Raw genomic sequence first — 23,678 nt, forward strand, 5'->3', positions numbered from 1 at the left:
AAATCCGTCCAGCAGAGAGCCTGCTGGACGGATTTTTTAGTATGGACGAAGTAAGGCACGGACTGGACTACCGTCGCCGTCGACGAGCGGAAGTGGAACAGCGTTGAGGTGGTAATCACCAGGCGTGATCGCATCAAGGACGAGTCCTTCAAGGATATGGACTCCATGCTGCGCCAGTGCGTGATGGGCCGCCATTTCCTTGCTATCGATCGCATCGACGCTTGGTAAGTCGAGACCAATCAGCGAAATCCCGAGTTCTCCGAGACGCTCAGCAAGACTTGGCGTCAAGACGGGAATCGTTTCTGGGAAAGTTGATTTGTCGATCCAACCATCTGTTTTGATGATCAAGCGCTGGACATCATTTAGCTCAAAGCCATCTAAATCAGCGGCTGTGATTTCTGTACGACCTGGTAAGTAAATGACGCGCGCATGTCCGATGTAGAGATCCGGATCAAGATCGACGATTTTTTGTCCGGCATCGTCAAAATGAAACGGCGCATCGACATGAGTGCCAGTATGCAGACTCATCGTTACCTTTCCGACGTTAACGGAACCGGTGTCTGCCTTATTCCATGTCAATGTCGCTTCAAACGGTGTATCTCCCGGCCACGTCGTGACGTGGCGATCAAGTGGTTGTGAAACATCAATCCATCGTGTCATCGCTTCATCCTCCTCATAATGTCGTGCGGACTGACCACAGTTCCGGGAAGAATCGGTGGTCGAGCACACGTCGTAGATAACTGACGCCAGAAGAACCGCCTGTTCCTGGCTTTTGTCCGATGATCCGTTCGACGGTACTCATATGGTTAAAGCGCCACATCTGCTGCTGGCTCCCGATATCAAGTAGTTTTTCACCGAGCTCATACAGATCCCAGTATTGTTCGACATCCCGATAGACGGTCGCCCAAGCTGCTTCGACACTTGCATTCGGCGTCCAGTCTTGCGTGACGTCACGATCAAGGACGGATTGGTCGATCGGTAGCCCATGGCGCGCCATCGCCCGGATCGTTTCGTCGTAGATGCTTGGTGTCTTCAAATCTTCCAGCAACATTGGATAGAGTGTTTCGTCATGCACATACACTTTTAAGCATCTGCTCATTCTTAAAACCGAGCGCAAATTCGATTTGACGGTTTTGATACGATTGGAAACCGGATGAGTGACCAAGCGCGTCACGGAATTCCAGATATTCGGCAGGGGTCAAGGTCGACAAAACATTCCACGACTGAATCAACTGGTGCTGAATCTTTGAGATACGTGCGAGCATCTTAAACGATGATTCGAGATCATCGTTTGCGACCGCTTGCGTCGCTGCTCGCATCTCATGCAGGATCAGCTTCATCCAGAGTTCGCTCGTTTGATGAATGATGATGAACAGCATCTCGTCATGATGCCCCGATAAGCGATGTTGACTCGTAAGCAATGGATCTAGTTGCAAATAATCCCCGTAGGACATATCTTTTTTAAAATCCGTTTGAATCGATGCTTCAATAGACGTAGGATCTGTCTTTGTCATTCCCATTCAGCCCCTTTATCATGTTAATTCAGTTTTCGTTTTTCAGCGGTCTGTGGTTGTTCCGGATGCGCCCGTTTCCAGAAGAAATAGGCGATCGATAAGAACACTAACCACGGTACACCAAACTTCAAGACGATTTGGAAATCCGTGAACCATGTCGTTAGTACGAGTGCGAATAACAACAATGCACCGAGGGCAGTCAGATAGGGATAGCCCATCATCCGAACCGGTAACGTCCGTCCACCTTCACGTTCCCAGGCTTTACGGAAGTACAGATGGGAGATGAAAATCATGAACCATGTGAAAATCGCCCCGAACATCGAAATCCCCATCATGAATGGATAAGAGACGCTCGATTGACTGCTGATGATCGCTGCGAGAAAAATGCCGAGTGTCGATAAGGCGAGTGCGAAGAGTGGTACACCTTTTCGATTCAAGCGTCCAAATACTTTTGGCGCATACGTTGCCTTCGATAACGAATACATCATCCGTGTCGAAGCGTACAGTTGACTGTTCATCGCAGACAGCGCCGCTGTCAGGATGATGAAGTTCATGATACCGCCTGCATATGGAATCGATAGCATCTCCATTACTTTGACGAACGGACTTTGATCGACACCGCCTGCTTGTTGCCATGGGACGATCATCAACATCAAAGCAATCGTGACGACATAAAACGTCGAGAGGCGGAAGACCGTCGCTTTTAATGCTTTCGGTACAGCAACATCTGGATCCTTCGCTTCACCAGCAGTGACGGCAATCAATTCTGTTCCGAGGAAGCTGAACAGGGAGATGAAGATCGCGATCCAGAGACCTGAGAAGCCGAACGGCATGAATCCACCGTCATTTGTGAAGTTTTGAGGACCAATCTCAGGACTTGGACTACCGATGACCAAGTAGGCGCCAAGCAGGATGAATAGCAAGATGGCACTGATTTTAATGACTGAGAACCAGTATTCGAAGGTCGCGAACGTATTGACTGTCGTGGCATTGATGTAAATCAACGCGGCAGCAAATACGAGAATCCAGACGACCCCGGGAACGTCGGGGAACCAGTATTTCATATAGATAGCGATCGCACTGACCTCAACGCCGATCGCGAGAACGTTTGCGATCCAGTATGAATAGCGGACGAGAAAACCCGCATATGGACTAATGTATCGTTCGGCAATCGTACCGAACGAGCCAGATGTCGGATGGGCGACCGTCATTTCAGCGAGACAGCCCATTAAAAGTAGGACGATGAAAGCGCCGACTGCGTAACTGATCAGAACACTCGGTCCGGCAAGTCCGATCGCAAGTCCACTTCCGAGGAAAAGACCGGTTCCGATCGCACAGCCCATTGCAATCATCGTGAGTTGGCGTGTCTTGAGTTCACGTCGTAGTTCAGTAGGTTGTTCCATGGTGTACTCCTTAAGCAACGACTTCGCGTTCATTCGCGAAACGTTCGTATTCTTTATCTTTCATGATTCGTTTAAGTGTCGCGACGACGTCATAGACATCGGTAAACGTATTGTAGAGCGCGACGGGTGCTAGACGGACGATGTTTGGTGCCCGGAAATCGGGAATGATCCGATTTTCCTTGAGTGCTTTACAGATCCGTGCCGCTTCCGGGTGCTCGAGGCTGAGATGCGCCCCACGGCGTTTATCGTCGATCGGATTTCCGATGACGAAACCGTACGGTGTGAGTTCCTGCTCGACGAGTTCCATCATGTACTGCGTCAACGCGAGTGATTTTGTCCGAACGGCTTCGATACCGACTTCGTCAAACATCTCTAATGCACCGATTTGTGGAGCAAGACTTAAGACGTGTGGTGTCCCGATTTGGAAGGCACCGGCATGCGCCGCCGGTGTCATCGTATGATCCATATCGAACTGCTTATCCTTCCGCGAACCAAACCAGCCCGTCAGACCAGGCAACGTTCCGAAATGACGTTCGTGGACGAATAATCCGCCAACCGTTCCAGGACCACCGTTCAAGTGTTTGTAATTACACCAGTAGGCAAAGTCGACGCCCCAGTCATGGAACGCGTGGGGAACGGCTCCGACGGAATGACAACCATCAAAACCAATCAGGATGCCACGGTCGTGTGCCGCCTTCGTCAAACGCTCCATATCGAGAATTTGTCCACTTCGGTAAAGTACCGCCGGCAAGACGATTAACGCGATATCATCCGTCATCGCGGCGATGATATCGTCTTCTTCTAAAAAGCGACCGTCCCGACTCGGTACTTGGATGAGATGTGTCTCCGGATCCAGACCACGTAAGCGAAGTTGGCTTTGGAGGGCATAGATATCCGACGGGAACGTCAGCGCATCCGCTAAAATCTTATCTCGTCCTTCTGTTGGTTGGAAGAATGTCGCGACGAGTTGATGGAGATTGACGGTCGTCGAACCAGTGACCATGACTTCTTCAGATTGTGCGCCGACGAGCGGAGCGTTGAGAGCAGCGAGACGTTCCGATAATTCAAACCAAGGATGACGTCCTTTCATCCAGCCATCGATTCCGAGTTCTTTCCAGTCTGATAGCGACTCGAGCAACGTCTTCTCGGCACGCTTCGACAATAAGCCGAGCGAGTTTCCGTCCATATAGATACTACCCGGTTGCAGATAAAACTCATCACGATAGGCAGCGAGTGCATCTTGCTCATCCCGAGCAACAGCATCGGTCCGTTTTGCTTGCAGTGTCATACGTCATCCTCCTCAAATGAATGCTCAATCAATTTTGACAAAAGCGTAGCAAACAAATTGACATTGTGTCAATATTGTCGAATAGAGAAAACAAAAGGAGTGAAGGATATGTCATCTTCTCAACCAGAAAAAATCGATAAACGTCATCTGCGCACGGTGCGGACACGCGAGAAACTGTTGAGTGCGGCACGTGACGTCTTCTTAGAACAAGGGTTTCAAACGGCAACGATTTCACAAATCATTAAACAAGCTGGCGTCGGTTACGGAACAGCCTATGTCCATTTCGAAGGGAAAGATGAGCTGCTCGTCGTCCTGATGGAAGATGTCATGAGCCGCTTCCACGCGATCGCGGAACGAACATTCAAACCGACGACGCCGCTCGAGGCAAAGGAACGCATCGTGACGCAAGCGACGGATTTCTTACGTCTCGCGGAAGAAGAACGAGCGATACTACGGATTGTGGAGCAAGCAATCGGCGTGTCTTACATCGTCCGTGCGAAATGGAAAGCGATTCGGGAACGGTTCATTGATCGGATCAGTCAGGATATCCAGTATGCGCAGGAGACAGGACTTGCGCGGCAGGATGTCGACTCGAAACTCGTCGCCCGTGGTTGGTTCTTCGCGAATGAGATGTATTTATTCGAAGTCGTCCGCGAAGAGGCGACAGGGACGATCGAAGAGATCGCGCACGTCTTAGCGACGATTTATACGCAAGGACTCTACCGGATCGAGGATTGATGAACGGACGGGAAGGGAACGTTTCGAAGTAGAAGGGAGCGTGACCGGGATGGCGTTTGATTACGATCTCGATTTCAAGACGACGGATTTTCGTAAGGAGCCGGAAAAGTACCGGGTTGGACGCGGGGAGCAAGGGGTCTTACTCGTCGAACCTTACAAAAGTGAGATTTTGCCGCATTGGCGTTTTAAGACGCCGGATATCGCGAAGGAATCGTCTGAGAAAATTTATGAGATGTATTTAGCTTATAAAGAAGACGGGGACTTCGTCGGCATGGATATGGCGCGGAAGTTCATTCAGATGGGACATACGCGCGCACGACGTTACGCGAACTATAAGGGTGGGCGTAAATATAAAGATAAAGAGACTAAAGAATTGCACACGCGCGAGATCGACGAAGAAAAAGCAAAATCTGCGGCCATCTTCCAAGAAAAATGGGATTTGATCCGGGCGGATGAAGAATACCTTGAACTTAAACGTGCGCATCAAAAGCAATACGGATAAGTCAGTTCAAAATAAAGGGAATCCATTCAAATCATGCGATACTGAAAAGAAAATGGGAGGTATCGGTATGAACCGTTGGTGGGTTCCACTGTATCCGATTGGTCTGTTTTTACTGGTCGATCACTTTTTCTATAATATTTCAGTGACATGGCTTATCGTGCTTGGTGTCGTGAGCATCCTGTTGAGTGTCCGTCCGAAGCGACCATCCTTTTCTTCGTATCGTCCGTTAATGATTGGGACACTTTTAATCGGCTGCGGTCTGATGCCGTGGTTGACGCTAGATTTTACAGGAATCGTCTTCGTTTTCTTGTTAACAGAAATCGTTGCGAAACTGCTTGTGTCAAGAACAGAGGAACAATCCATATGACGGACGAATATCGTTAAACGAAATAGCCTCGACTGCTCTGTCCGATGGGATGGAGCAATCGAGGCTATTTTTGATTCGTTTAAGAACTTTGTTCGACCTTGGCAATCAATCGTGCTTGACGTTTTTGCCAGATGAATGATCCAATGAACGTCACGACGAGGAAAATCAGACCGAGTGCAAACGGATAGAGAATGTTGACGTCATACAGGACACCCGCAAGCGTCGGTCCGAGCACGTTCCCGATGCTCATGTAGGCGTTGTTCATTCCCATAGCAAAGCCTTGCTCATTACCAGCGAGTTTTGAAATCATCGTATTCAAGACGGGACGTAAAATCGATGTCGCAAGGAAGATGACGAGAGTGATCGCAAAGAATCCACCGTAACTTGATGTCAATAATGACAATAGGAAGCCGAGCGCTGCGATGAACAGGAATAGGTTCAAGACCTTTCCTTCTCCGAAACTACGAGATAACTTATCGACGATGAAGATTTGAGCAATGACACTGATGATCCCGGTCGACGTCACCATGATCGCGATGTCTTTCGGTGAAGCACCGAATTGATCATCGACGAATAGACCAAGTACTGATTCGTATGCCATGAGACCAAAGCTCATGACGAGTGTAATGACGAGCGGGACGAAGTACGGTTTCTTAAACGACGTTCCGAGTTTCTTGAGCATCGAACCTTCGTCTGGTGCCATCGCTGTCGCATCGTGTGTTTCGCTTTCTTGAAGTAACAGAACGCTGAACAAGACGGCTGCCCCCGAGACGATCGCTGAGACGAGGAGTGGCAATTTTAAGTCATACTCGGCAAGGAATCCACCGATTCCAGGACCGATGACGATTCCGAGTGACATCGCAGCTGAGACGTAACTGTTTCCTTTTGCGCGTTGATCCATCGTCGTGATGTCCGCGACGTAAGCAAAAATTGCTGGAATCAGGAGTGCAGCACCGGCACCGCCGATTGCGCGCGAGATGTAGAGGACCGTGACGGAATTGGAGAAGTAGAAGACAAACATCGAGAGCGTCAAGCCGATCAATCCATAGATGATCATCTTGCGACGACCGTATTGGTCCGCCCATTTTCCGGCAATCGGTGACATGACGAGTTGTGCTCCGGCAAAGATGGCGATCATTAACCCAGCCGCCGTCCCACCTTGTCCAATCGAAGCTAAGTAAGCGGGTAGAATCGGAATGATGATCCCGAAGCTCCCGACCGCAATAAACATATTGATCATGAGGACCGTTAATTTTTTTCGTTGATCCGCGTGCAAGGGGACCCCTTCTTTCGACCCGCTTTCTGTAAGCGGTTATTTGTTTCACCTTCATTATCTTAGATTCAAGCTAAAGCGCCTGTCAACGCAGACGAGTCGAGGATTCGAAAAAGGGGCTGACTCAAAAAAGAATGACGCGTCTTTTCACGCCCTTCCCTCAGGCGAGACACAAGCCAGTTTTCCTGCTTCATTCAAGCAGAAAAACGGGTCTTGTTTGTCTCTGACAGCGCATAAATACGCTTTTCCTGTAGGAGTGGCGTGTGACGCGCCATTCTTTTTGTTACGAGATAAGGGTGGCAGATCATCATTCTGCCACCCTTATCTTTGTAGAGACTGACTTTTGAGTCAGCCCCGGTTCAGACTTATTGTTCTTTTTTTAATAACCATTTGATGTTCGGTGACAGCAACGGTCGGAAGATTGTCACGACGGGTCGACTCGACAGCAACCAGACGAATCCGGTAGCGAGCAAGAAGGACAATCCAATCAGTAACAGTGGTGATTCCGTAATGGCTGGTGGAACCGAATCACGGAACAAACGGACGATGAACGAGTGAATCAAGTAGATCGCAAGTGTCTGGATACCGATCTGGTCGAACCGATCTCCAAATGACCGGTGCGGCACGAGCAACAAGACCGAGAAAATCATGATCGTACTGACAGCATAGAGGAACAATTGAATCGCTGCTCCCTTCAGAAGCGAGACTTCAAATTCCCCGTAGGTGTCGCGGTAGAAGAGCCAGACCGTATCAAATCCGTTTTTTGTACAGACAATCATGAAGACGACAATCAAGAGCGAGACGATTAGTCCGGTCAGTCGACCGATCGGTGCCGTCATCTGCTTTCGCCAGCCGGCGTCAGTCAGCCAACCGCGCTCTTTGACGAGGTAACCCATCAAAAAGAACGGATAAAAACTGACGACTTTTTGTAACGACAGGAAGTTCGTGATTGAATCTGGGTTGGCATTGATCAATAACGCAAATAAGACACTCACGATCAGCGGGAAGCGCATCACCCGGAATGCCGGTGTGACGGTTTGCCAAATGATGATTCCAAGCAAATACCAAAGCGTCCAATTCGGAACGAGCGGATGGAGTAACCCATCGAGCATCTCACGTAAGGAATCATCCTGCGTGTAGGACAAATAGATTTCGTGAATCGATTGCCAGATGAAATATAGGGCAACGAAGGCGAGGATGCGTTGCGGTCGAACTTGTTTGAAAAAGTAGCCGCTCATGAAGATGAAGGCGGGCATGTGCAACAAGTAAATGACGTTATACGCCATCCTCACACTATCGTTTCCCGGTAAATCACGGAACGTCTCGATCAAATGACCGAAGACGACCATGAAGATGAGTAAGACCTTATAGTTCCCAAGCCAATGATCGTACGCTGGTGTGGTCACTGGTTTGATGGAGCGATTCATTTTTTCTCACCCAGCAGGATTTGATCAACGAACCGGGCGCTCGATTTCCCGTCTTGATGTTCAAAGAAATATTCTGCGAATGCTTTGACGTTATGCATTTCGAAGTCCTTGTTTTTAATCCGTTCAATCAACTCTTCTGATGTCTTGACGATTGGACCCGGAACGAATTCCTCGAAGTCGTAATAGAAATCACGTTTTGAGATATAGTCCTCAAGGTCATACGCGAAGAACAACATCGGTCGATTCAATAGGGAGAACTCGAAACACGTTGATGAGTAATCCGTAATCAAGATGTCTGAGACGAACAGCAACTCATTGATTTCACGATGATCCGTCAAATCGAGGAAGAAGTCGGCGTAGACTTCTGGAATCTCCATCCGGCGACGGATGAATGGATGCAGTTTAAGGACGAAGACGTACTCCTCATGAAGTGCTTCGTACAGCGCATCAAGATCGAGTTGATCAAAATCATAATAGGCACTCTTCGCACCATTTCCTCGGAACGTCGGCGCGAACATGATGACTTTCTTTTGCTTGAAGATGGGATATTCCTCATAGATACGTGCTTTTGCTTCCTCGATGAACGGTTGATCGAAGAACATATCCGTCCGTGGAATACCGGTCGCGATGACTTGATCTTCCCGTAATCCGAAGCCTTCTGCATAATGACGGGCGACATTATGGGAGCTGACGATGGCTTTCGTGTAGTTTCGATGACTGAGCGAGTTTGCGCTTGGACCACCTGGTTTTCCGAGACGGCTGTACCCGAATGTCTTGAAGGCGCCAACGGCATGCCAGACTTGAACCAAATCACTGCCTTTACGAATATTCAACGGATAGATCATCGGATAGAAGTCATCGACAAGAATCGTCTTTGCTGTCGCTAAATGGTATGGCAAGGTAAACTTGTCACGCCAATCACGACGAGACTGGAGATTCGGTTTGAAGAAGGTCTTCACATCGAGATCAAGATCGCGACGTTTGACTTCATCTAAGATATAAGCAAAGTTCCCACTGATATCACTCCGTGAATCCGAAGCGAGGATGACTTTGTTCTCTTGGATCGGTTGCGTCCATTTCGTGACGTTATAAATCGCTTTAAATGTGAAACGGCGGAACTTGAACGCGCGCTTCTTCATGTTCTTCTTCCACTTCTTATAGCGATCGATGACTTGGATTAGACGTTTCGATTCGCCTTTCTTCAGGGAATGGAAACCTAAAGAGTTGCTGTATTCCGAATACTGCACGACAAGTTCATATTCGAGTAAGATCAAGGCGTTACTATGTTTTGTATCGACGCGGTAAGCGACTGGGATTAACGAACGCGTATCACCAAAAGGCGCTTCATGTAAGATCGTCTTTCCTTGGACGATGGCGAAGAACGCATCAAAATAGCCCATCGGCAATGGACGACCGGTCGGCGTGATATGATTCAGGTTCAATTCGCCTGTAAAGGACTCTTCCGTCCAGTCACCTTCGAACGGAAAGCGGCAAATGAACGTCCGTTTGTTTCGTTTATTACGGAAGACGATGGCACGTTCAAGCGGTACCAATGCTTCGGCAGGTTCAGACTGAATATACTCATCGTCATGTTCCTCAAGTTCAGGTTGCTGTTGCGATGTAGTATTTTCAAATAACGTTTGTTCGGCACGCAAAAAATCAGCCAATCCACTTAAACGTGCTTCGAAACGAAACGTCGTTCCAGCTAATTCCAAGTAGGTGACCTCAGCATGTAAAGTGGGGGTCAGTGTCTCTTCGATCAAAACCATCTCTCCTCGCTTGAATAATTACAATGCATTTACACAATCATGATAGATTTTTAAATTTTACGTGAACATAGTATAGTGAAACTAGAAATCACCACTCATTATATCGTGAGACATTAAAATTAATAGGGATTTCTTTATTTTTTTGTGTTTTTGTAAAATAATACTTCAACACAGACTGCACTGTTACACATACCCTGAACGCTAGGGAAAGAAAACCGAAATTCGATTATTTCATAAGGGAGGGAAGCAGGTCGTCTCGTTTGGAAGAGCCAACGAGACACTGCGCCAGAAGATGATTTATGCAGCCATTTTAGCTGGAGGAAAAGGAACACGGATGGGGAATGTCGATCGACCGAAACAATTCTTATCGATCGGAGAACGTCCAATCATCGTCCATACAGTAGAGAAATTCCTATTACATGAGGATTTTGACCGCATCATCATCGTCACACCGACTGCTTGGATTAACTATACGCGCGATATTTTGGAGAAATACATTGGAAAAGATGAACGCCTCGTCATTACACCGGGTGGGCAGGATCGAAATGAATCGATCATGGCAGCGGTGAACTGGATCGAAGAGAAAAACGGTCTGTCTGAGGAAGATATCATCGTCACACACGACGCTGTCCGTCCGTTCTTGACACACCGCATCATTAAAGAAAACATTGAAGCAGCGCAAGAATTCGGTTCATGCGACACAGTCATTTCAGCAATCGATACGATCGTCGCGTCAACGAACGGTAAAACGATCACGGATATTCCGGTTCGTGATCAAATGTATCAAGGGCAGACACCACAAAGTTTTCAGATCACGAAGTTGAAATCGCATTATGAGTCGCTTTCAACGGAAGAGCGAGCGATTTTGACGGATGCGTGTAAGATCCTTCTTCTGAAAGGGGAAGATGTCGCGCTCGTCACAGGGGAACTGTTCAACATTAAAGTGACGACACCATACGACCTACGGATTGCGAATGCTATCTTGAAGGAGCGGATTCATCAATGATTAACCAAGTCTATCAACTCGTCGCCCCGCGTCAAATCGAAGTGACGTATGATGAACGGTCATTGAATACTGATCGTGTCGTCGTGCGTCCGACGTATTTGTCGATTTGTCACGCGGATCAACGCTACTTCACGGGTAGCCGTAGTGCGGAAGTATTAGCGAAAAAATTACCGATGGCCATGATTCATGAAGGCATCGGAAAAGTCGTACATGATCCGAGTGGAACATTCAAGAAAGGAACACTCGTCGCGATGGTGCCGAATACGCCGACGGAAGAAGATGACATCATCGGTGAAAACTACCTGCGTACGAGTCGTTTCCGTTCGAGTGGGTACGATGGCTATATGCAAGACTATGTGTTCTTAAAAGCAGATCGCCTTGTCGAGGTACCGGCTGATCTTGATCCTGAAGTCGCGGCATTCACTGAGCTCGTCAGTGTAGCGGTCCATGCCTTGACTCGTTTCGAAAAGATTGCCCATCCGCGTCGGGAGACGTTCGGAGTGTGGGGGGATGGGAACCTTGGCTTCATCACAGCACTCTTGCTACGTAAGTTGTATCCGGAAGCGAAATTACTCGTCTTTGGCAAAACACAGTCGAAGCTTGATTATTTCTCGTTTGCAGACGAGACGTACCACATCGACCAGATTCCAGCCGATGTCTCCTTCAACCACGGTTTTGAATGTGTCGGGGGAATTGGCAGTCAATATGCGATCAATCAGATGATCGACTACATCATTCCGGAAGGCACGATGGCGTTACTTGGCGTATCAGAGGATGCCGTCGCGATCAACACGCGGATGATTCTTGAAAAAGGACTTCGTGTCTACGGTTCAAGTCGGAGTACACCGGCTGATTTCGCACGGACGATGGAATTGTATCAAGCACATCCTGATATTCCAGCTTATTTATCGAACCTGGTTTCAGGCGTATTCCAAATTCGACAAATCGAAGATATTCATAAAGCGTTTGAAAACGATTTGACGAACCGGTTCGGAAAGACGGTCATGGAATGGTGCATGTAACGATGTGCGCTGAAAAAGAGGAGAATCGTCTATGAAACAAAAAATTCGGTTATTGCAACGACGGACGGTTCACTATCTGCTTGCTATGACGTACTGGTTGACGAAACGGTTACCGATTCAACCGAAAAAAGTCGTCTTTGCGACGTATCGTTCCGATCGTCTTGTCGATAACTTTCGTGCCGTCTACGATGAACTCGAACGACGCGACTTAGGGTATGAATACGTTTTTTTGTTAAAGCGATTCCCTCAATCGTTGGCGGGGCAAATCCAATACGTCTTTCATATGATGCGGGCGACGTACGAATTAGCGACTGCTCGTTACTTCATCATTGATGACTATTATTACCCTGTCTATGTGTCGTCCTTACGGAAAGGAACAGAAGTCATTCAGCTATGGCATGCTTGTGGAGCCTTTAAAAAGTTCGGTTATAGTGTGCTTGATAAATCCTATTCGCCGGATGACGATTATTTGAAGATGGTCCAGATTCACCGGAATTATAGCAAGGTCTATGTTTCCGGTGAAGCGTGTGTTGCACCATATGCGGATGCTTTCGGAATGGAGCAGAAACGGATCTATCCATTAGGAGTTCCACGGACGGATCAGCTACTGAACACAGCACGCCAAGCCCGTGTTCGAGAAAAGTTGTATGACCGATATCCAGAATGGCGCAAAAAACGAATCATCTTACTCGCGCCGACGTTCCGAGGAAATGGACAGACAACGGCACATTACGATCAAGAGCTTGATTTTGAGAAGTTCCGTCGTGAGCTTGGACCGGATACAGTGCTCTTGCTTCGCATGCACCCGTTTGTTCTCAATCCACCCGTCGTACCGGACGCGTATGCGGATCAAATCATTAACATGACAGACTATCCGGACATCAATGATCTGATGCAAATTGCGGATATTCTGATTACGGATTATTCGTCTGTCATCTTCGAGTTTGCCTTGTTGCAGAAGCCGATGATTTTTCTCGTCAACGATCTGCAGTCGTATAAAGCAGAACGCGATTTCTACTTCCCATATGAAACGTTCGTACCGGGACCAATCGTGTCGACGTTCGAAGACGTCATTGCTTGGATTAAACGTGGGCAATTCGATACACAGAAAATCGAGACATTTGCGAATCAGTTCTTTACGTATCAGGACGGAGAAGCGACCAAACGAATCGTCGACCATATGTTATATGACACGATTCCAGAGGCGCCTGTCTATACGAAAACACCAGTGTGAATACAGAAAAACGTTCCGATTGCGTCTCCGTTTGGGGAGAGAGACGTCATCGGAACGTTTTTATTTTTGAATTGGGGCTTGATTGGCGCGAGCAGGGGTAGCTCGCAGAATGCGCACCTCTTAAAAGTGCGTCAACTTGTCCTTTGCGGACGTTCTAGGTTTGACAGGTGGAACGATGGCAGGCCAGCCGATTTGAATGACGCCGAGAACGCGTTCGTTTTCAGAAGCGTCAACGAGTGAGGCATACTCTGGTGTGAACCAGTGTTTTCCGCTCTTCCAGCAACACCCAAGACCTCGTTCTGTTGCTACTAACTGCAGATTTTGAATCATCGCAGCTGTTGCAAGTGTATCCTCTAGCTGTTGATCCGGTGTCCCTTGTACCTGACAAAGTACCGTTAAATAAACCGGGACTTCCCGTAATTTTTGTTCAGCCTGTTGACGTTGTTCAGACGTTTTCGTCTCGAATTGACCACGCGCTGTCAGTAATTCCATCAAGGCATCGACATACCGTGTTTGTCGGTCTTCGATTGCGAGAACAAAGCGCCAAGGCTCTCGTAATTTATGATTCGGGGCATAAATCGCCGTGTGGAGTAATGCTTCTACCAATTCGATCGGAACGGATTGTTCCGTATAAGACCGGATCGACCGGCGTGTTTCAATCACTTGTTGGGCATGCATCCGTTTCATCTCCTCACTGAGTACTTTTTCACTATAAATGATAACGATTATCATTGTCAACGTTATTTGTCAGAAAACAAAAAAAGACGATTCCCGAGAGGAAATCATCTTTCGTTGCATTCGGATTAAGAGGCTTTTCGTTCCTCGTCTTGATCTTGAGCAACAGTCGTTAGTTTCTTTTTCATAAGACGAATCCGATATAGGGCAAATAGATAATGGGCGAAATAGATCGTAAAACCAAGGAAAATCGTTAACGCTACATGAATTTGAACGCCGGGAACAGCATGAAGCTGAATGAAGAGCAAGACAGCCATTGCCATCGTATAAAGCACCATTTCCACCGATTGTGGCATGACGCGTTGACGTTTTAAGAAAAAGGAACGCATGAGTGGCAGGACGACGAGACTGACGAGACGATCAACCAGTCCGATGACGAGCACGCTGATCACCATTGCCAAACCATTTTCAAAAGCGATTAACCGTGGGAAGACAAGATAAGTGACGAGTAATAGTGGTCCAACTAATAAAAAGATTGAAATCGAGGCACGTGCGAATACGAAGAGCCCGTTGACACTTGTTAAAAAGGCACGAACGATCTTTTGTGACCAAGGGGATGGTCGACCAACTTGCCAAGCAAAACAACAAGCAAAGATGAACGCATAAAATTGCAGAAAGGCAACCATAAAGCATCTCCTTTAGATATGAAACTCATTGTCCCTAGTGTATCGATTTTAAGGCTGAAGTGCAAAGAAGAACTTTTCGTAAAGTATAAGAAAAGACCAGCTGATAGGACATCAACTGGTCTGTCGTCAATCAATCCAGATTCGGTTCTTTTTTTCCGTGCAAGAAGAAGGACAGAATCAGTGCAAGCGCAGATAAAACGGTCGCAATCCAGAACGCATCGGTGATCCCTTGGATTGTTGCTTGTTTCGTCAGCATCGTAAACCAACTCGTCGAAGCGGCTTGTGAGCTACCCAGCTGTTGTCCAAGATCGTTTAAATGTTGTGAAAGCGTCGGGTCGAGCGTCGTAAACTGATTCGCGTCGTCTGCCAAGTGAGCCGTCGTTTGACGGGTCATGACGGTGACGAGAATTGCCGTTCCGATGGAGCCGGCGACTTGACGAAGTGTGTTTTGGGTCGCGTTTCCATGCGGGATCATCTTCATCGGTAAAGCGTTCATACCGGCAGTCATGATCGGCATCATGATGAATGCCATACCGAATGACCGAAGCATGTAGATGCCCATGATGGAATAATACGACGTATCCATGTTCAATTGCGTCAATTCCCATGTCCCGTACGTCATCAACGTCAAACCGAAGATAGCGAGCGGACGAATACCGAAGCGGTCAAATAAACGACCGGCAATCGGTCCGGTGATACCCATGATCAGTGATCCGGGTAAAAGGAGAAGACCTGAATCGACCGGTGAAAAACCGCGAATGCTTTGAAGGTAAATCGGTAAAAGTAACATCCCACCGAACAACGCCATCGTGACGATGACGTTGATGAAGAGGGTGAACGAAAATTCCGGTACTTTCAACACACGAATATTCAACATCGGATCTTTCATCGACAGCTCACGCATCGCAAAAGCAGCAATTCCGATTAAGCCGATGACGATCGTGCTGATGACGATCGGGCTATCCCAGCCGTCATTCCCGGCTTCACTGAATCCGTAAAGGAGACTCCCGAATCCGATCGTACTGAATAAGACGCCCAGTGCGTCAAAAGAAGGTTTCGAGAGTGGCTGCGTCAGGCGGAACCAAGCCGTACCGAGTAACAACGTCACTAATCCAAAGAAGGACATCGCATAAAACATGACGTGCCAGTCATAGTTTTGGATGACATATCCCGTGATCGTAGGTCCGACAGCAGGAGCCAGAATCATCGCGATTCCGAGCATTCCCATGGCAGCGCCACGCTTATGCGGTGGGAACAATGTCATGAAGACATTTGATCCTAGTGGCATTAAGATACCAGCACCTGCCGCCTGAACGACACGCCCGATCATCATGACCGGGAAGTTCATCGCCATCGAACAGATGATTGATCCAAAGAAAAAGAGTGTCATCGAAGCGAGGAACAACTGGCGGAACGTATAACTGCGCATTAAAAAAGCACTGATCGGAATCAAAATCCCGTTGACGAGCATGAAACCTGTCGTCAACCACTGGGCAGTGGACGTCGACACGTTGAAGTCATTGATTAGAACCGGTAACGCGACATTAATCAACGTTTGGTTCAAAATAGCAATGAACATACCAATCAGTAAGACCGTCAGTACTTTCGGAATACTGACGTTTTCAGTCGATACTTGTTTTGAAGGTGCTGCGACTGGTGGTGTCACGGTCATCGTCGGTTCCGTCTCGAGGGACTCCTCAAGTGTTGGTCCGTCAGTGGCCAGTGCGATGTCGGATTGACGATTCCGGCGGGCGATCCAGTTGACGCCGATGATGATCAGAATCGTGAACGCACTGTATCCGAACAAGAAGGTAGTAGACATGAACGTCCCTCCTTAATCCTTATGAATGCGGACGGTCACATTCATACCAGGTCGAATGTCTAGTGATTTTTCTTGCGAGAGTGATACTTTAACTGGAATGACTTGTGCGACTTTCGTGTAGTTCGCATTTCCGTTTGAAGAAGGCATCATCGAGAACGTCGAAGCTGTCGTCATTCCGATCTGTTCCACTTCACCAGAAAGTGTCGTGTCAGGATAGCTGTCGACATACACGTCAACGGTTTGTCCGACTTTGATTTCATCGATTTCTGTTTCTTCGATGTTCGCTGTGACCCAAAGGTCGTTTAAGTCAAAACCATAGGCAAGTGGTGTACCGGCTGCGACGAAGCCGTTCTTTGTCGCCATCGACTGAACGATCGTTGCCTTCGCAGGCATCGAAACAGAAAGATCTGTTGGTTTTTGTCCAGCTTGCGCAGTCATGATGTGACCAAGTGTTGCACCGCTGTCGAGCGATTCGCCTGTTTTAGCAGACCAGTCCGTTAATTTACCAGCGCTTGGGCTAGCAATCGTTATCATTTTGCCATCGATTTTCGCATTGTCTGTTTTGACATAGCTCGTTGCTTGATCGTAATAGTAGTATCCGACGACCCCACCACCGATCAAAACGATGAGTGTAACGATATTAATGATTAGTAATTTTTTCATACTCATGGGTGTGTTAGCATCCTTTCTTGTGTACAATCGATTCAAAAAAAGTACTCCTCTGGGGGGAGGAGTAATTAATATAGTTAATTATATGGATAGTTAGATAACAAACAACCAACAGTTTCCGACAAAATGTTGGAAAAATAAATGATAACGGATTCATTTTTAAAAAGATGATGGAAAAGGAGTGAAATGCACATGAAAGAGAGCCGTGATCCACGACCAAAACGGTCACGTGACCGTATTACGATGGAATTGTTTCGTTTACTGAAGACAAATAGCTTTTCGAGCATCACCGTCAAGATGCTTACGGATGGGGCGGGTGTGAACCGCTCGACCTTTTATGCGCACTACACAGATAAATATGATTTGCTTGACCAAATCGTTGAGGAACAGATGATGGCGCTCGAACAAGCGATTCGGATTACAGGTACAGGCACCGTATTTCCGACAGTCGAGCAGGTGAGTCATTATTTTGCTCGTTTGTTCATTCACATTGAAGAAAATGAATTATTCTATCAGACGATGCTCGTTCAAGGACCGATCAAAACGTTCATCTCTCGTTTTCTTGATACATTGAAAGAAAATTATCGCCTCGTCTTTCGATCCCAAGTCGCAGAGGATGCGACTTTCGTCGATCGGGATTTGTTACTGAACTATGTCATTGGTGGACAGTTAGGATTATTGATTTCCTGGTTACGAAACGGTCGGCCATATTCATCCGCATATATGGCGGAGCAATTGAGCCGGATGATCGTCTTTGGAACGGTTGAGAGTATCGGTTTTCCTAAAGAGACGGAATGAGGACGTAAAAAAGACACTTCCCTGCGGAAGTGTCCAATCAGTTTAAGCCTGTCGGAATGCGAGTTCTTTCGTATAGATCGTACTCCGATTCCGTCCACTTTCTTTTGAATAATACAACGCTTTATCTGCCTGTTGTAATGCTTCAAGTGACGTATGCGAACCACTGGAATGTGAAATCCCAACTGAGATCGTAATTTGTAGATCAGGTACATCTGCTGTCGAGAACAGGTTACGTGCGACCGTCAGCCGAGCTAGTTCTGCTATTTTTTGCGCTTCTTTCGCCGAAGTACTTGGTAAGATGATTAAAAATTCTTCACCACCGTACCGTCCGACGAGGTCGTCTGGACGCGTCAAGGAAGCGAGAGTCATGCCGAGTTGACGTAGGACATCATCTCCGGCGTCATGACCATATGTATCATTGACGTGCTTGAAGAAGTCGATATCAATCAAGACAAGTGAATACCCTTGATCCGTTGAACCGACAAGTGACAGTGAATCATCGAGACGGCGCCGATTGGCAAGTCCGGTCAAAGCATCCGTCATCGCTAGTTTTTGTTGATACTGAATGTTTTCGAAGTGACGGCGTAATTCCGTCAGCAGTCGAAAAGCAACAAAGCCAGCTAATAGATTAAAGAAGATATAAGCGATTGAAATTTTAAAGAATGTCGACCAACTGTTTGTCAGGATATAGATGGCAGGTAACGAATAGAGAACACCAATTGACACCAATAATTGAAAATGGCGTGTCGAGACATGAACGAATCGACGTACGATTCCGATCGTCGTAATGATTAAGACGATAATCAGTGTGGACAGATAAAAACCCTCCATTTGATCGACGGGTGTCAAAAAGTAACGTGTCCCGATGATCATTATACCGGCGACGATGGCGCTCGGGAAACCACCGAATAGCATAGCGATCGCGACTGGGATGATTCGTAAATCCACACGGGCGACATCGATCTGAATACCATTGAATATCAACAAAACTGCAATCAGACCACAGACACTTCCCAATATGAGGCGTGTACTCCAGCTGGAGTTCAGCGAAATACGTGGTCGATTCCGAAATGGTAAGAATAAGAGAGTAATCGTCGTGAACAGTAGACAAAAGTTAATGATGAATTGATTCATGATGGACAACAAATCCTCCCAACTCCCCAGCTAACAGATTTCCATATATATACTCCAGTATACTCATCTAGGTAACGGTTAGACAGAGGTAAATGTTTAGATAAAACATAAAAAACGGTAGAAAATCTGGGCTAACCTAAAATTTTGAGACAATATAAAACACCTTCGGAGTGGTACACTTTTAAAAAGTACTAACATCGGAGGTGTTTTTGCATGGGCAAAAACGTATATTCAAGTGAAGTGAAATGGGCAGTAGTCAAAGATAAGCTGAGTGGTAAGTTAACGACGAGAGAAATCATGGAGAAGTACGGAATCAAAAATGAATCTCAAATCAAAACATGGATGAGATGGTATCGCTCTAACGAACATTATCGATTTGATCAGCCAATCGGTAAACAATATACCTATGGACATGGTCCAGATTCTGCGAGTGAGGATGACAAGAGAGAACGACAAATGTCACATCTGAAGATGGAAAATGAAATCTTAAAAAAGTACATGGAAATCGAAAGAGAGTTGAGAAAGAAGTAGTCTTAAAAATTGTAGAGTTTCTTCGGAGAAAGTATACAATCACCGCCATTCTTAGCGCTTTGAATGTACCAAGAGCAAGCTATTACCGTTGGATTAAGGAATCTGTGAAAGCACCTTCGGTGCTCGAAAAAACCGTCATTGAACTAAGTAAACAGACGAAGTATCGGAATGGACATCGAAAAATAAAGGCATTATTACAGCAAATCTATCAGTTAAAAGCCAATCGGAATACCGTACAGAAAATCATGCAAAAACACCATCTCCAATGTCGGATCAAGCCGAAGCGAAGATGGAAGTCTCAAGGTGAGCGCATCATAACGGTACCGGATCTCATCAAGCGCGATTTCACAGCAAGTAAACCGAATCAAAAGTGGGTGACGGATATCACCTATATCCAATACGGCAGCACGACGAAATATCTTTCCACCATCATGGATCTTTTTAATAACGAAATCGTCGCATACAAGTTATACGAGCATCAACAAACGTCTCTTGTGATTGATACGTTGAAGATAGCGCTTGAGAATCGAAACTATCCCGAAGGGGTCATCCTTCATTCGGACCAAGGAAGTGTCTATACGTCATACGCCTTTCAAGAATTCGTTAAAAGGAATCACCTAACAAGCAGCATGTCTCGTAGAGGAAACTGTTGGGACAACGCAGTTATCGAATCGTTCCACTCTAATTTAAAGTCCGAGGAATTCCAGTACGTCAAATTTAATTCACTAAGAGACCATGAGGTCTCTGAACGCGTTACTAATTACTTAAATTACTATAACGAAGAACGAATCCAAGAAAAATTAGGCTACCTGACACCGAAAAAATACGGTGTACAGGCAGCCTAATCAAGGTGTTTTATATGTGTCTCATATTGCTAGGTCAGTCTAATCTACCGTTTTTTATGAAGACGAAGTGAGCGTATCCTCATCCATCGTCAGTAAAATCTTATCGAAGACGCGAATCATCGTTTCCAGTTCTTCTTCTGTTAAAGTTCCGAAGCGATCTTGTAAATAGTTTCTTCGGACGACCTCGAGTTCCCGAAAAGCACGCTCTCCGTCATCCGTCAAAGCAAGGACAATCGAGCGACGATCTTCCGTCGAACGCGTCCGTGTGACATATCCTTGTTTATAGAGCTTATCCGTTAAAGCAGTGACTTGACTCGTCGCCAGCTCAAATTGTTCCGCAAGAAGTGTCGGACGCTGGGGACCGTTTTCTGAAAGACTCCGTAAGATGAAAAATTCGCTTCGGGTTGCTGTTCCTTCAAATAGTCGATTAAGTTCACGTCGCAGGGTACGAAGAATGACACGCATTTGTTCCTCGAGTCGGTAAGTCAGCAAATCACGTTCCTGTGGCATGCAAGCAGCATCCTTTCTCTCAGTGGACTTCTATCATTTAGTGTACTAAACATATCGGATTTTTACCATATACTACCCCAGATTCAAAAAAGGCAATTGACAATTTCGTGGCGGTTTGTGTAATATGGCGTAGTAATAACTAATTTAATTCAGTTCTCACTCAACCAGTGGGATGGAGGTTGCAGTTCTTAAGAGTACGGTTATGGATGTCGTCAAGCGACAAATGAAGTGACCTGAAAGGAAGAATTGCCGAAATCAATCATCGCTTTGAAGATGATCGATTGGGATTAGGTCGAATAGGTCTAATACTGTCACAAGTCGGGTATCACTCACTTGTGGAGAGCTATCTTTCACGACGGTAGAATGAGGCGCATCCATTTTATTATGTTGCGTTCTCATCTTCCATCTGGAAGATGAGGGCGCTTTTTGTTTTTTCATTCAAAAAGTGTCCTCTCAAAAATTTATTAAAGAGAGAAGCGAACGAAATGAACAATCTAGATGTGAAACAAACAACAGATTCGACAGCAGAAGGATTAAAACGTGGATTACAAGCCCGTCATATGTCAATGATCGCCATCGGTGGAGCGATCGGAACAGGACTCTTCATTGCGTCCGGTGCTTCCGTCGCAGCAGCAGGACCAGGTGGGGCGCTCCTATCGTATGCAATCGTTGGTCTGATGGTCTACTTCCTCATGACAAGTCTTGGTGAAATGGCAGCGTATATGCCGGTCGCTGGATCCTTCTCGACCTATGGAACGAAATTCGTCGATCCATCATTCGGCTTTGCACTTGGCTGGAACTACTGGTACAACTGGGCAGTCACGATCGCAGTCGAACTCGTCGCAGCACAAATCGTCATGACGTACTGGTTCCCGGACGTTCCTGGGTTTTACTTCAGTGCCTTGTTCCTCTTACTCATGATTGGCTTGAACTACTTCTCCGTTAAAGGATTCGGAGAAGCGGAGTATTGGTTTGCGATGATTAAAGTCGTCACCGTCATCGTCTTCTTAGTCGTCGGTGTTGCGATGATTTTTGGTGTCTTTACATCGGAGCCACCGGTTGGCTTTAAAAACTTTGCTCTTGGCGATGCGCCGTTCGTTGGTGGAATTCCTGCCGTCATCGGTATCATTCTCGTTGCCGGATTCAGTTTCCAAGGAACGGAACTGGTCGGGATTGCCGCGGGTGAATCGGAAGATCCGAAAAAGAATGTTCCAAAAGCAGTCAAACAAGTCTTCTGGCGTATTTTGCTTTTCTACGTCTTCGCGATTTTCGTCATCGGAATGCTCATTCCATATACGAGCCCGAACTTGGTTTCCAATGACATTACGGACGTCGCGGTTAGTCCGTTTACGCTCGTCTTTGAAAAAGCGGGTCTTGCCTTCTCAGCAGCACTCATGAACGCCGTCATCTTGACGTCTGTTCTATCTGCCGGAAACTCAGGTATGTATGCTTCGACTCGGATGCTTTATACACTTGCTCGCCAAGGCGATGCACCGAAGTTGTTCGCGAAAGTATCGAAAAACGGTGTACCGCGTAACGCTTTGCTCGCAACAGGAGCAGTCGGTGCGCTCTGCTTCTTGACGTCAATGTTTGGTGGACAAGTCTACTTGTGGTTACTCAATGCTTCCGGTATGACAGGCTTCATCGCATGGCTCGGGATTGCAATCAGTCACTATCGTTTCCGTAAAGGATTCCTTGCGCAAGGTCACTCGTTGAAAGACTTACCATATGTTGCACCAGCATTCCCATTCGGTCCGCTGTTCGCCTTTGGTCTTTGTTTCCTCGTCATCGTCGGTCAAAACTATGCCGCATTCCTCGCGGATCAAATTGATTGGGTCGGAATTGCCGCAACGTATGTTGGTATTCCATTATTCCTTGCCTTTTGGTTAGGACATAAATTCAAAAACCGGACGTCAATCGTTCGTTATGACGAGATGGACTTCCAGGAACATCCACGTCAATCATAATGTGTGAACCACCTTCTATAAATGAAGGTGATTGAGATTGAAGACAAAGTGCAATTTTTCTCTGATGAGTCTGGTGAGAAAGATTGCGCTTTTTTGTTCGTTTCGAATCGTTTTCCTGGGACAAGCATCGCGCCGCTTCGCTTCGCTGCAGGGTCGCTCTTGCTTGTTTTTCCCTAGGAAGCGATGTCGAGTGAACAAAACGCTTTTTCGATTCTCCTTCCGGGTATAAAGAAGAAGGACACGTTACACGCCGCCACTCCTACAGGAAAAAGCGCAATTTTGCGCTGTCAGAGACAAACAAGACCCGTTTTCCTGCTTGAATGAAGCGGGAAAACTGGCTTGTGTCTCGCCTGAGGAAAGGGCGTGAAGACGAGTCATTTTTGAGTCAGCCCATTTTTCTGCAATCGGAACCACCTTTTATAAATGAAGGTGGTTTTTTATTCCCTTAAATGAAAACGTTTTCTAAAATATAGTTTTGAAAAAGTATAAAAAAGGAAT

21 protein-coding genes, 1 pseudogene and 1 riboswitch are annotated in these 23,678 nt (G+C 46.7%); of the genes and pseudogenes, 9 read left to right on the forward strand and 13 right to left on the reverse strand.

Annotated elements, in window-relative coordinates:
- Nucleotides 1-36: 36 nt before the first annotated feature.
- From kynB to kynU, 4 genes and pseudogenes are all read right to left on the reverse strand, one after another.
- A complete protein-coding gene (gene kynB / locus MKY22_RS01190; RefSeq protein WP_290776677.1) occupies nucleotides 37-660 on the reverse strand; it encodes an arylformamidase in 624 nt (207 codons plus the stop codon).
- A 13-nt stretch (nucleotides 661-673) separates the two neighbouring features.
- Nucleotides 674-1,514, reverse strand: a pseudogene (gene kynA / locus MKY22_RS01195) (tryptophan 2,3-dioxygenase).
- A gap of 23 nt (nucleotides 1,515-1,537) precedes the next feature.
- Complete coding sequence (locus MKY22_RS01200) at nucleotides 1,538-2,917, reverse strand: amino acid permease (protein ID WP_152995538.1); 1,380 nt, start codon at nucleotides 2,915-2,917, stop codon at nucleotides 1,538-1,540.
- 10 nt (nucleotides 2,918-2,927) lie between these two features.
- Nucleotides 2,928-4,205, reverse strand: coding sequence for a kynureninase (gene kynU, locus MKY22_RS01205; RefSeq protein WP_341085944.1), 1,278 nt, complete (start codon nucleotides 4,203-4,205; stop codon nucleotides 2,928-2,930).
- A gap of 108 nt (nucleotides 4,206-4,313) precedes the next feature.
- Here kynU and MKY22_RS01210 point away from each other — a divergent pair, with 108 nt between their 5' ends.
- The 3 genes from MKY22_RS01210 (at nucleotide 4,314) to MKY22_RS01220 (ending at nucleotide 5,812) form a co-directional block, all read left to right on the forward strand.
- A complete protein-coding gene (locus MKY22_RS01210) occupies nucleotides 4,314-4,943 on the forward strand; it encodes a TetR/AcrR family transcriptional regulator (protein ID WP_341085945.1) in 630 nt (209 codons plus the stop codon).
- A gap of 49 nt (nucleotides 4,944-4,992) precedes the next feature.
- Nucleotides 4,993-5,445 carry a DUF4385 domain-containing protein gene (locus tag MKY22_RS01215; RefSeq protein ID WP_056064504.1) on the forward strand — a complete coding sequence of 151 codons (453 nt, stop codon included), beginning with the start codon at nucleotides 4,993-4,995 and terminating at the stop codon, nucleotides 5,443-5,445.
- A gap of 67 nt (nucleotides 5,446-5,512) precedes the next feature.
- Nucleotides 5,513-5,812, forward strand: coding sequence for a hypothetical protein (locus MKY22_RS01220; RefSeq protein WP_290776688.1), 300 nt, complete (start codon nucleotides 5,513-5,515; stop codon nucleotides 5,810-5,812).
- 79 nt (nucleotides 5,813-5,891) lie between these two features.
- Here MKY22_RS01220 and MKY22_RS01225 read toward each other — a convergent pair whose 3' ends face one another.
- The 3 genes from MKY22_RS01225 to MKY22_RS01235 form a co-directional block, all read right to left on the reverse strand.
- Complete coding sequence (locus MKY22_RS01225; protein ID WP_341085949.1) at nucleotides 5,892-7,088, reverse strand: MFS transporter; 1,197 nt, start codon at nucleotides 7,086-7,088, stop codon at nucleotides 5,892-5,894.
- 362 nt (nucleotides 7,089-7,450) lie between these two features.
- Nucleotides 7,451-8,512: an acyltransferase family protein gene (locus tag MKY22_RS01230; RefSeq protein ID WP_290776331.1), complete on the reverse strand. Its 1,062-nt coding sequence runs from the start codon at nucleotides 8,510-8,512 to the stop codon at nucleotides 7,451-7,453.
- The gene (locus tag MKY22_RS01235) at nucleotides 8,509-10,275 is read right to left on the reverse strand and encodes a CDP-glycerol glycerophosphotransferase family protein (protein WP_341085952.1); all 1,767 of its coding nucleotides are present in this window, start codon (nucleotides 10,273-10,275) and stop codon (nucleotides 8,509-8,511) included. The genes MKY22_RS01230 and MKY22_RS01235 overlap by 4 nt, the downstream gene beginning before the upstream one ends.
- 298 nt (nucleotides 10,276-10,573) lie before the next feature.
- On the opposite strand from MKY22_RS01235, the gene MKY22_RS01240 reads away from it, so the two are divergent.
- The 3 genes from MKY22_RS01240 to MKY22_RS01250 are packed head-to-tail and all read left to right on the forward strand — an operon-like array spanning nucleotide 10,574 to nucleotide 13,543.
- Nucleotides 10,574-11,287, forward strand: a complete 714-nt coding sequence (locus tag MKY22_RS01240) for an IspD/TarI family cytidylyltransferase (protein WP_056064491.1) — start codon at nucleotides 10,574-10,576, stop codon at nucleotides 11,285-11,287.
- Nucleotides 11,284-12,309 carry a ribitol-5-phosphate dehydrogenase gene (locus tag MKY22_RS01245; protein WP_214728876.1) on the forward strand — a complete coding sequence of 342 codons (1,026 nt, stop codon included), beginning with the start codon at nucleotides 11,284-11,286 and terminating at the stop codon, nucleotides 12,307-12,309. Before MKY22_RS01240 ends, MKY22_RS01245 begins: the two co-directional genes overlap by 4 nt.
- A gap of 31 nt (nucleotides 12,310-12,340) precedes the next feature.
- On the forward strand, nucleotides 12,341-13,543 hold the full coding sequence (locus MKY22_RS01250) for a CDP-glycerol glycerophosphotransferase family protein (protein ID WP_214728874.1): 1,203 nt from the start codon (nucleotides 12,341-12,343) through the stop codon (nucleotides 13,541-13,543).
- Between the two features lie 120 nt (nucleotides 13,544-13,663).
- Here MKY22_RS01250 and MKY22_RS01255 read toward each other — a convergent pair whose 3' ends face one another.
- The 4 genes from MKY22_RS01255 to MKY22_RS01270 all read right to left on the reverse strand — a co-directional run bounded on the left by MKY22_RS01255 (nucleotide 13,664) and on the right by MKY22_RS01270 (nucleotide 17,395).
- On the reverse strand, nucleotides 13,664-14,221 hold the full coding sequence (locus MKY22_RS01255; protein WP_341085957.1) for a nitroreductase family protein: 558 nt from the start codon (nucleotides 14,219-14,221) through the stop codon (nucleotides 13,664-13,666).
- Nucleotides 14,222-14,346: 125 nt separating this feature from the next.
- Nucleotides 14,347-14,904, reverse strand: a complete 558-nt coding sequence (locus MKY22_RS01260) for a hypothetical protein (RefSeq protein ID WP_023466728.1) — start codon at nucleotides 14,902-14,904, stop codon at nucleotides 14,347-14,349.
- Nucleotides 14,905-15,034: 130 nt separating this feature from the next.
- On the reverse strand, nucleotides 15,035-16,726 hold the full coding sequence (locus tag MKY22_RS01265) for a DHA2 family efflux MFS transporter permease subunit (protein ID WP_341085958.1): 1,692 nt from the start codon (nucleotides 16,724-16,726) through the stop codon (nucleotides 15,035-15,037).
- Between the two features lie 12 nt (nucleotides 16,727-16,738).
- Nucleotides 16,739-17,395, reverse strand: coding sequence for an HlyD family secretion protein (locus MKY22_RS01270; protein ID WP_056064483.1), 657 nt, complete (start codon nucleotides 17,393-17,395; stop codon nucleotides 16,739-16,741).
- Nucleotides 17,396-17,587: 192 nt separating this feature from the next.
- Between MKY22_RS01270 and MKY22_RS01275 the strand changes: the two genes are divergently transcribed.
- Nucleotides 17,588-18,193: a TetR/AcrR family transcriptional regulator gene (locus MKY22_RS01275; protein ID WP_214856276.1), complete on the forward strand. Its 606-nt coding sequence runs from the start codon at nucleotides 17,588-17,590 to the stop codon at nucleotides 18,191-18,193.
- 42 nt (nucleotides 18,194-18,235) lie between these two features.
- On the opposite strand, the gene MKY22_RS01280 is transcribed toward MKY22_RS01275, so the two are convergent.
- On the reverse strand, nucleotides 18,236-19,327 hold the full coding sequence (locus tag MKY22_RS01280) for a diguanylate cyclase (protein WP_341085959.1): 1,092 nt from the start codon (nucleotides 19,325-19,327) through the stop codon (nucleotides 18,236-18,238).
- Nucleotides 19,328-19,540: 213 nt separating this feature from the next.
- On the opposite strand from MKY22_RS01280, the gene MKY22_RS01285 reads away from it, so the two are divergent.
- Nucleotides 19,541-20,703, forward strand: a protein-coding gene (locus MKY22_RS01285; protein WP_341085934.1) for an IS3 family transposase whose coding sequence is annotated in 2 segments (ribosomal slippage) — nucleotides 19,541-19,817 and nucleotides 19,817-20,703 — 1,164 coding nt in all. Because the reading frame shifts where the segments join, the coding sequence is not laid out codon by codon here.
- Nucleotides 20,704-20,757: 54 nt separating this feature from the next.
- Here MKY22_RS01285 and MKY22_RS01290 read toward each other — a convergent pair.
- Complete coding sequence (locus tag MKY22_RS01290; RefSeq protein ID WP_290748404.1) at nucleotides 20,758-21,213, reverse strand: MarR family winged helix-turn-helix transcriptional regulator; 456 nt, start codon at nucleotides 21,211-21,213, stop codon at nucleotides 20,758-20,760.
- A gap of 165 nt (nucleotides 21,214-21,378) precedes the next feature.
- Nucleotides 21,379-21,567, forward strand: a riboswitch (Lysine riboswitch).
- A 131-nt stretch (nucleotides 21,568-21,698) separates the two neighbouring features.
- Between MKY22_RS01290 and MKY22_RS01295 the strand changes: the two genes are divergently transcribed.
- Nucleotides 21,699-23,180, forward strand: coding sequence for an amino acid permease (locus tag MKY22_RS01295; protein ID WP_341085961.1), 1,482 nt, complete (start codon nucleotides 21,699-21,701; stop codon nucleotides 23,178-23,180).
- Nucleotides 23,181-23,678: the final 498 nt, after the last annotated feature.

Source organism: Exiguobacterium sp. FSL W8-0210 (assembly GCF_038006045.1).
Taxonomy (GTDB): Bacteria; Bacillota; Bacilli; order Exiguobacteriales; family Exiguobacteriaceae; genus Exiguobacterium_A.

What these genes read in the sequence shown, in the direction of transcription:
- kynB (WP_290776677.1), bottom strand. Translation starts at nt 660, where the DNA reads ATGACACGATGGATTGATGTTTCACAACCACTTGATCGCCACGTCACG.
- MKY22_RS01200 (WP_152995538.1), bottom strand. Translation starts at nt 2,917, where the DNA reads ATGGAACAACCTACTGAACTACGACGTGAACTCAAGACACGCCAACTC.
- kynU (WP_341085944.1), bottom strand. Translation starts at nt 4,205, where the DNA reads ATGACACTGCAAGCAAAACGGACCGATGCTGTTGCTCGGGATGAGCAA.
- MKY22_RS01210 (WP_341085945.1), top strand. Translation starts at nt 4,314, where the DNA reads ATGTCATCTTCTCAACCAGAAAAAATCGATAAACGTCATCTGCGCACG.
- MKY22_RS01215 (WP_056064504.1), top strand. Translation starts at nt 4,993, where the DNA reads ATGGCGTTTGATTACGATCTCGATTTCAAGACGACGGATTTTCGTAAG.
- MKY22_RS01220 (WP_290776688.1), top strand. Translation starts at nt 5,513, where the DNA reads ATGAACCGTTGGTGGGTTCCACTGTATCCGATTGGTCTGTTTTTACTG.
- MKY22_RS01230 (WP_290776331.1), bottom strand. Translation starts at nt 8,512, where the DNA reads ATGAATCGCTCCATCAAACCAGTGACCACACCAGCGTACGATCATTGG.
- MKY22_RS01240 (WP_056064491.1), top strand. Translation starts at nt 10,574, where the DNA reads ATGATTTATGCAGCCATTTTAGCTGGAGGAAAAGGAACACGGATGGGG.
- MKY22_RS01245 (WP_214728876.1), top strand. Translation starts at nt 11,284, where the DNA reads ATGATTAACCAAGTCTATCAACTCGTCGCCCCGCGTCAAATCGAAGTG.
- MKY22_RS01250 (WP_214728874.1), top strand. Translation starts at nt 12,341, where the DNA reads ATGAAACAAAAAATTCGGTTATTGCAACGACGGACGGTTCACTATCTG.
- MKY22_RS01255 (WP_341085957.1), bottom strand. Translation starts at nt 14,221, where the DNA reads ATGCATGCCCAACAAGTGATTGAAACACGCCGGTCGATCCGGTCTTAT.
- MKY22_RS01260 (WP_023466728.1), bottom strand. Translation starts at nt 14,904, where the DNA reads ATGGTTGCCTTTCTGCAATTTTATGCGTTCATCTTTGCTTGTTGTTTT.
- MKY22_RS01265 (WP_341085958.1), bottom strand. Translation starts at nt 16,726, where the DNA reads ATGTCTACTACCTTCTTGTTCGGATACAGTGCGTTCACGATTCTGATC.
- MKY22_RS01270 (WP_056064483.1), bottom strand. Translation starts at nt 17,395, where the DNA reads ATGAGTATGAAAAAATTACTAATCATTAATATCGTTACACTCATCGTT.
- MKY22_RS01275 (WP_214856276.1), top strand. Translation starts at nt 17,588, where the DNA reads ATGAAAGAGAGCCGTGATCCACGACCAAAACGGTCACGTGACCGTATT.
- MKY22_RS01280 (WP_341085959.1), bottom strand. Translation starts at nt 19,327, where the DNA reads ATGAATCAATTCATCATTAACTTTTGTCTACTGTTCACGACGATTACT.
- MKY22_RS01290 (WP_290748404.1), bottom strand. Translation starts at nt 21,213, where the DNA reads ATGCCACAGGAACGTGATTTGCTGACTTACCGACTCGAGGAACAAATG.
- MKY22_RS01295 (WP_341085961.1), top strand. Translation starts at nt 21,699, where the DNA reads ATGAACAATCTAGATGTGAAACAAACAACAGATTCGACAGCAGAAGGA.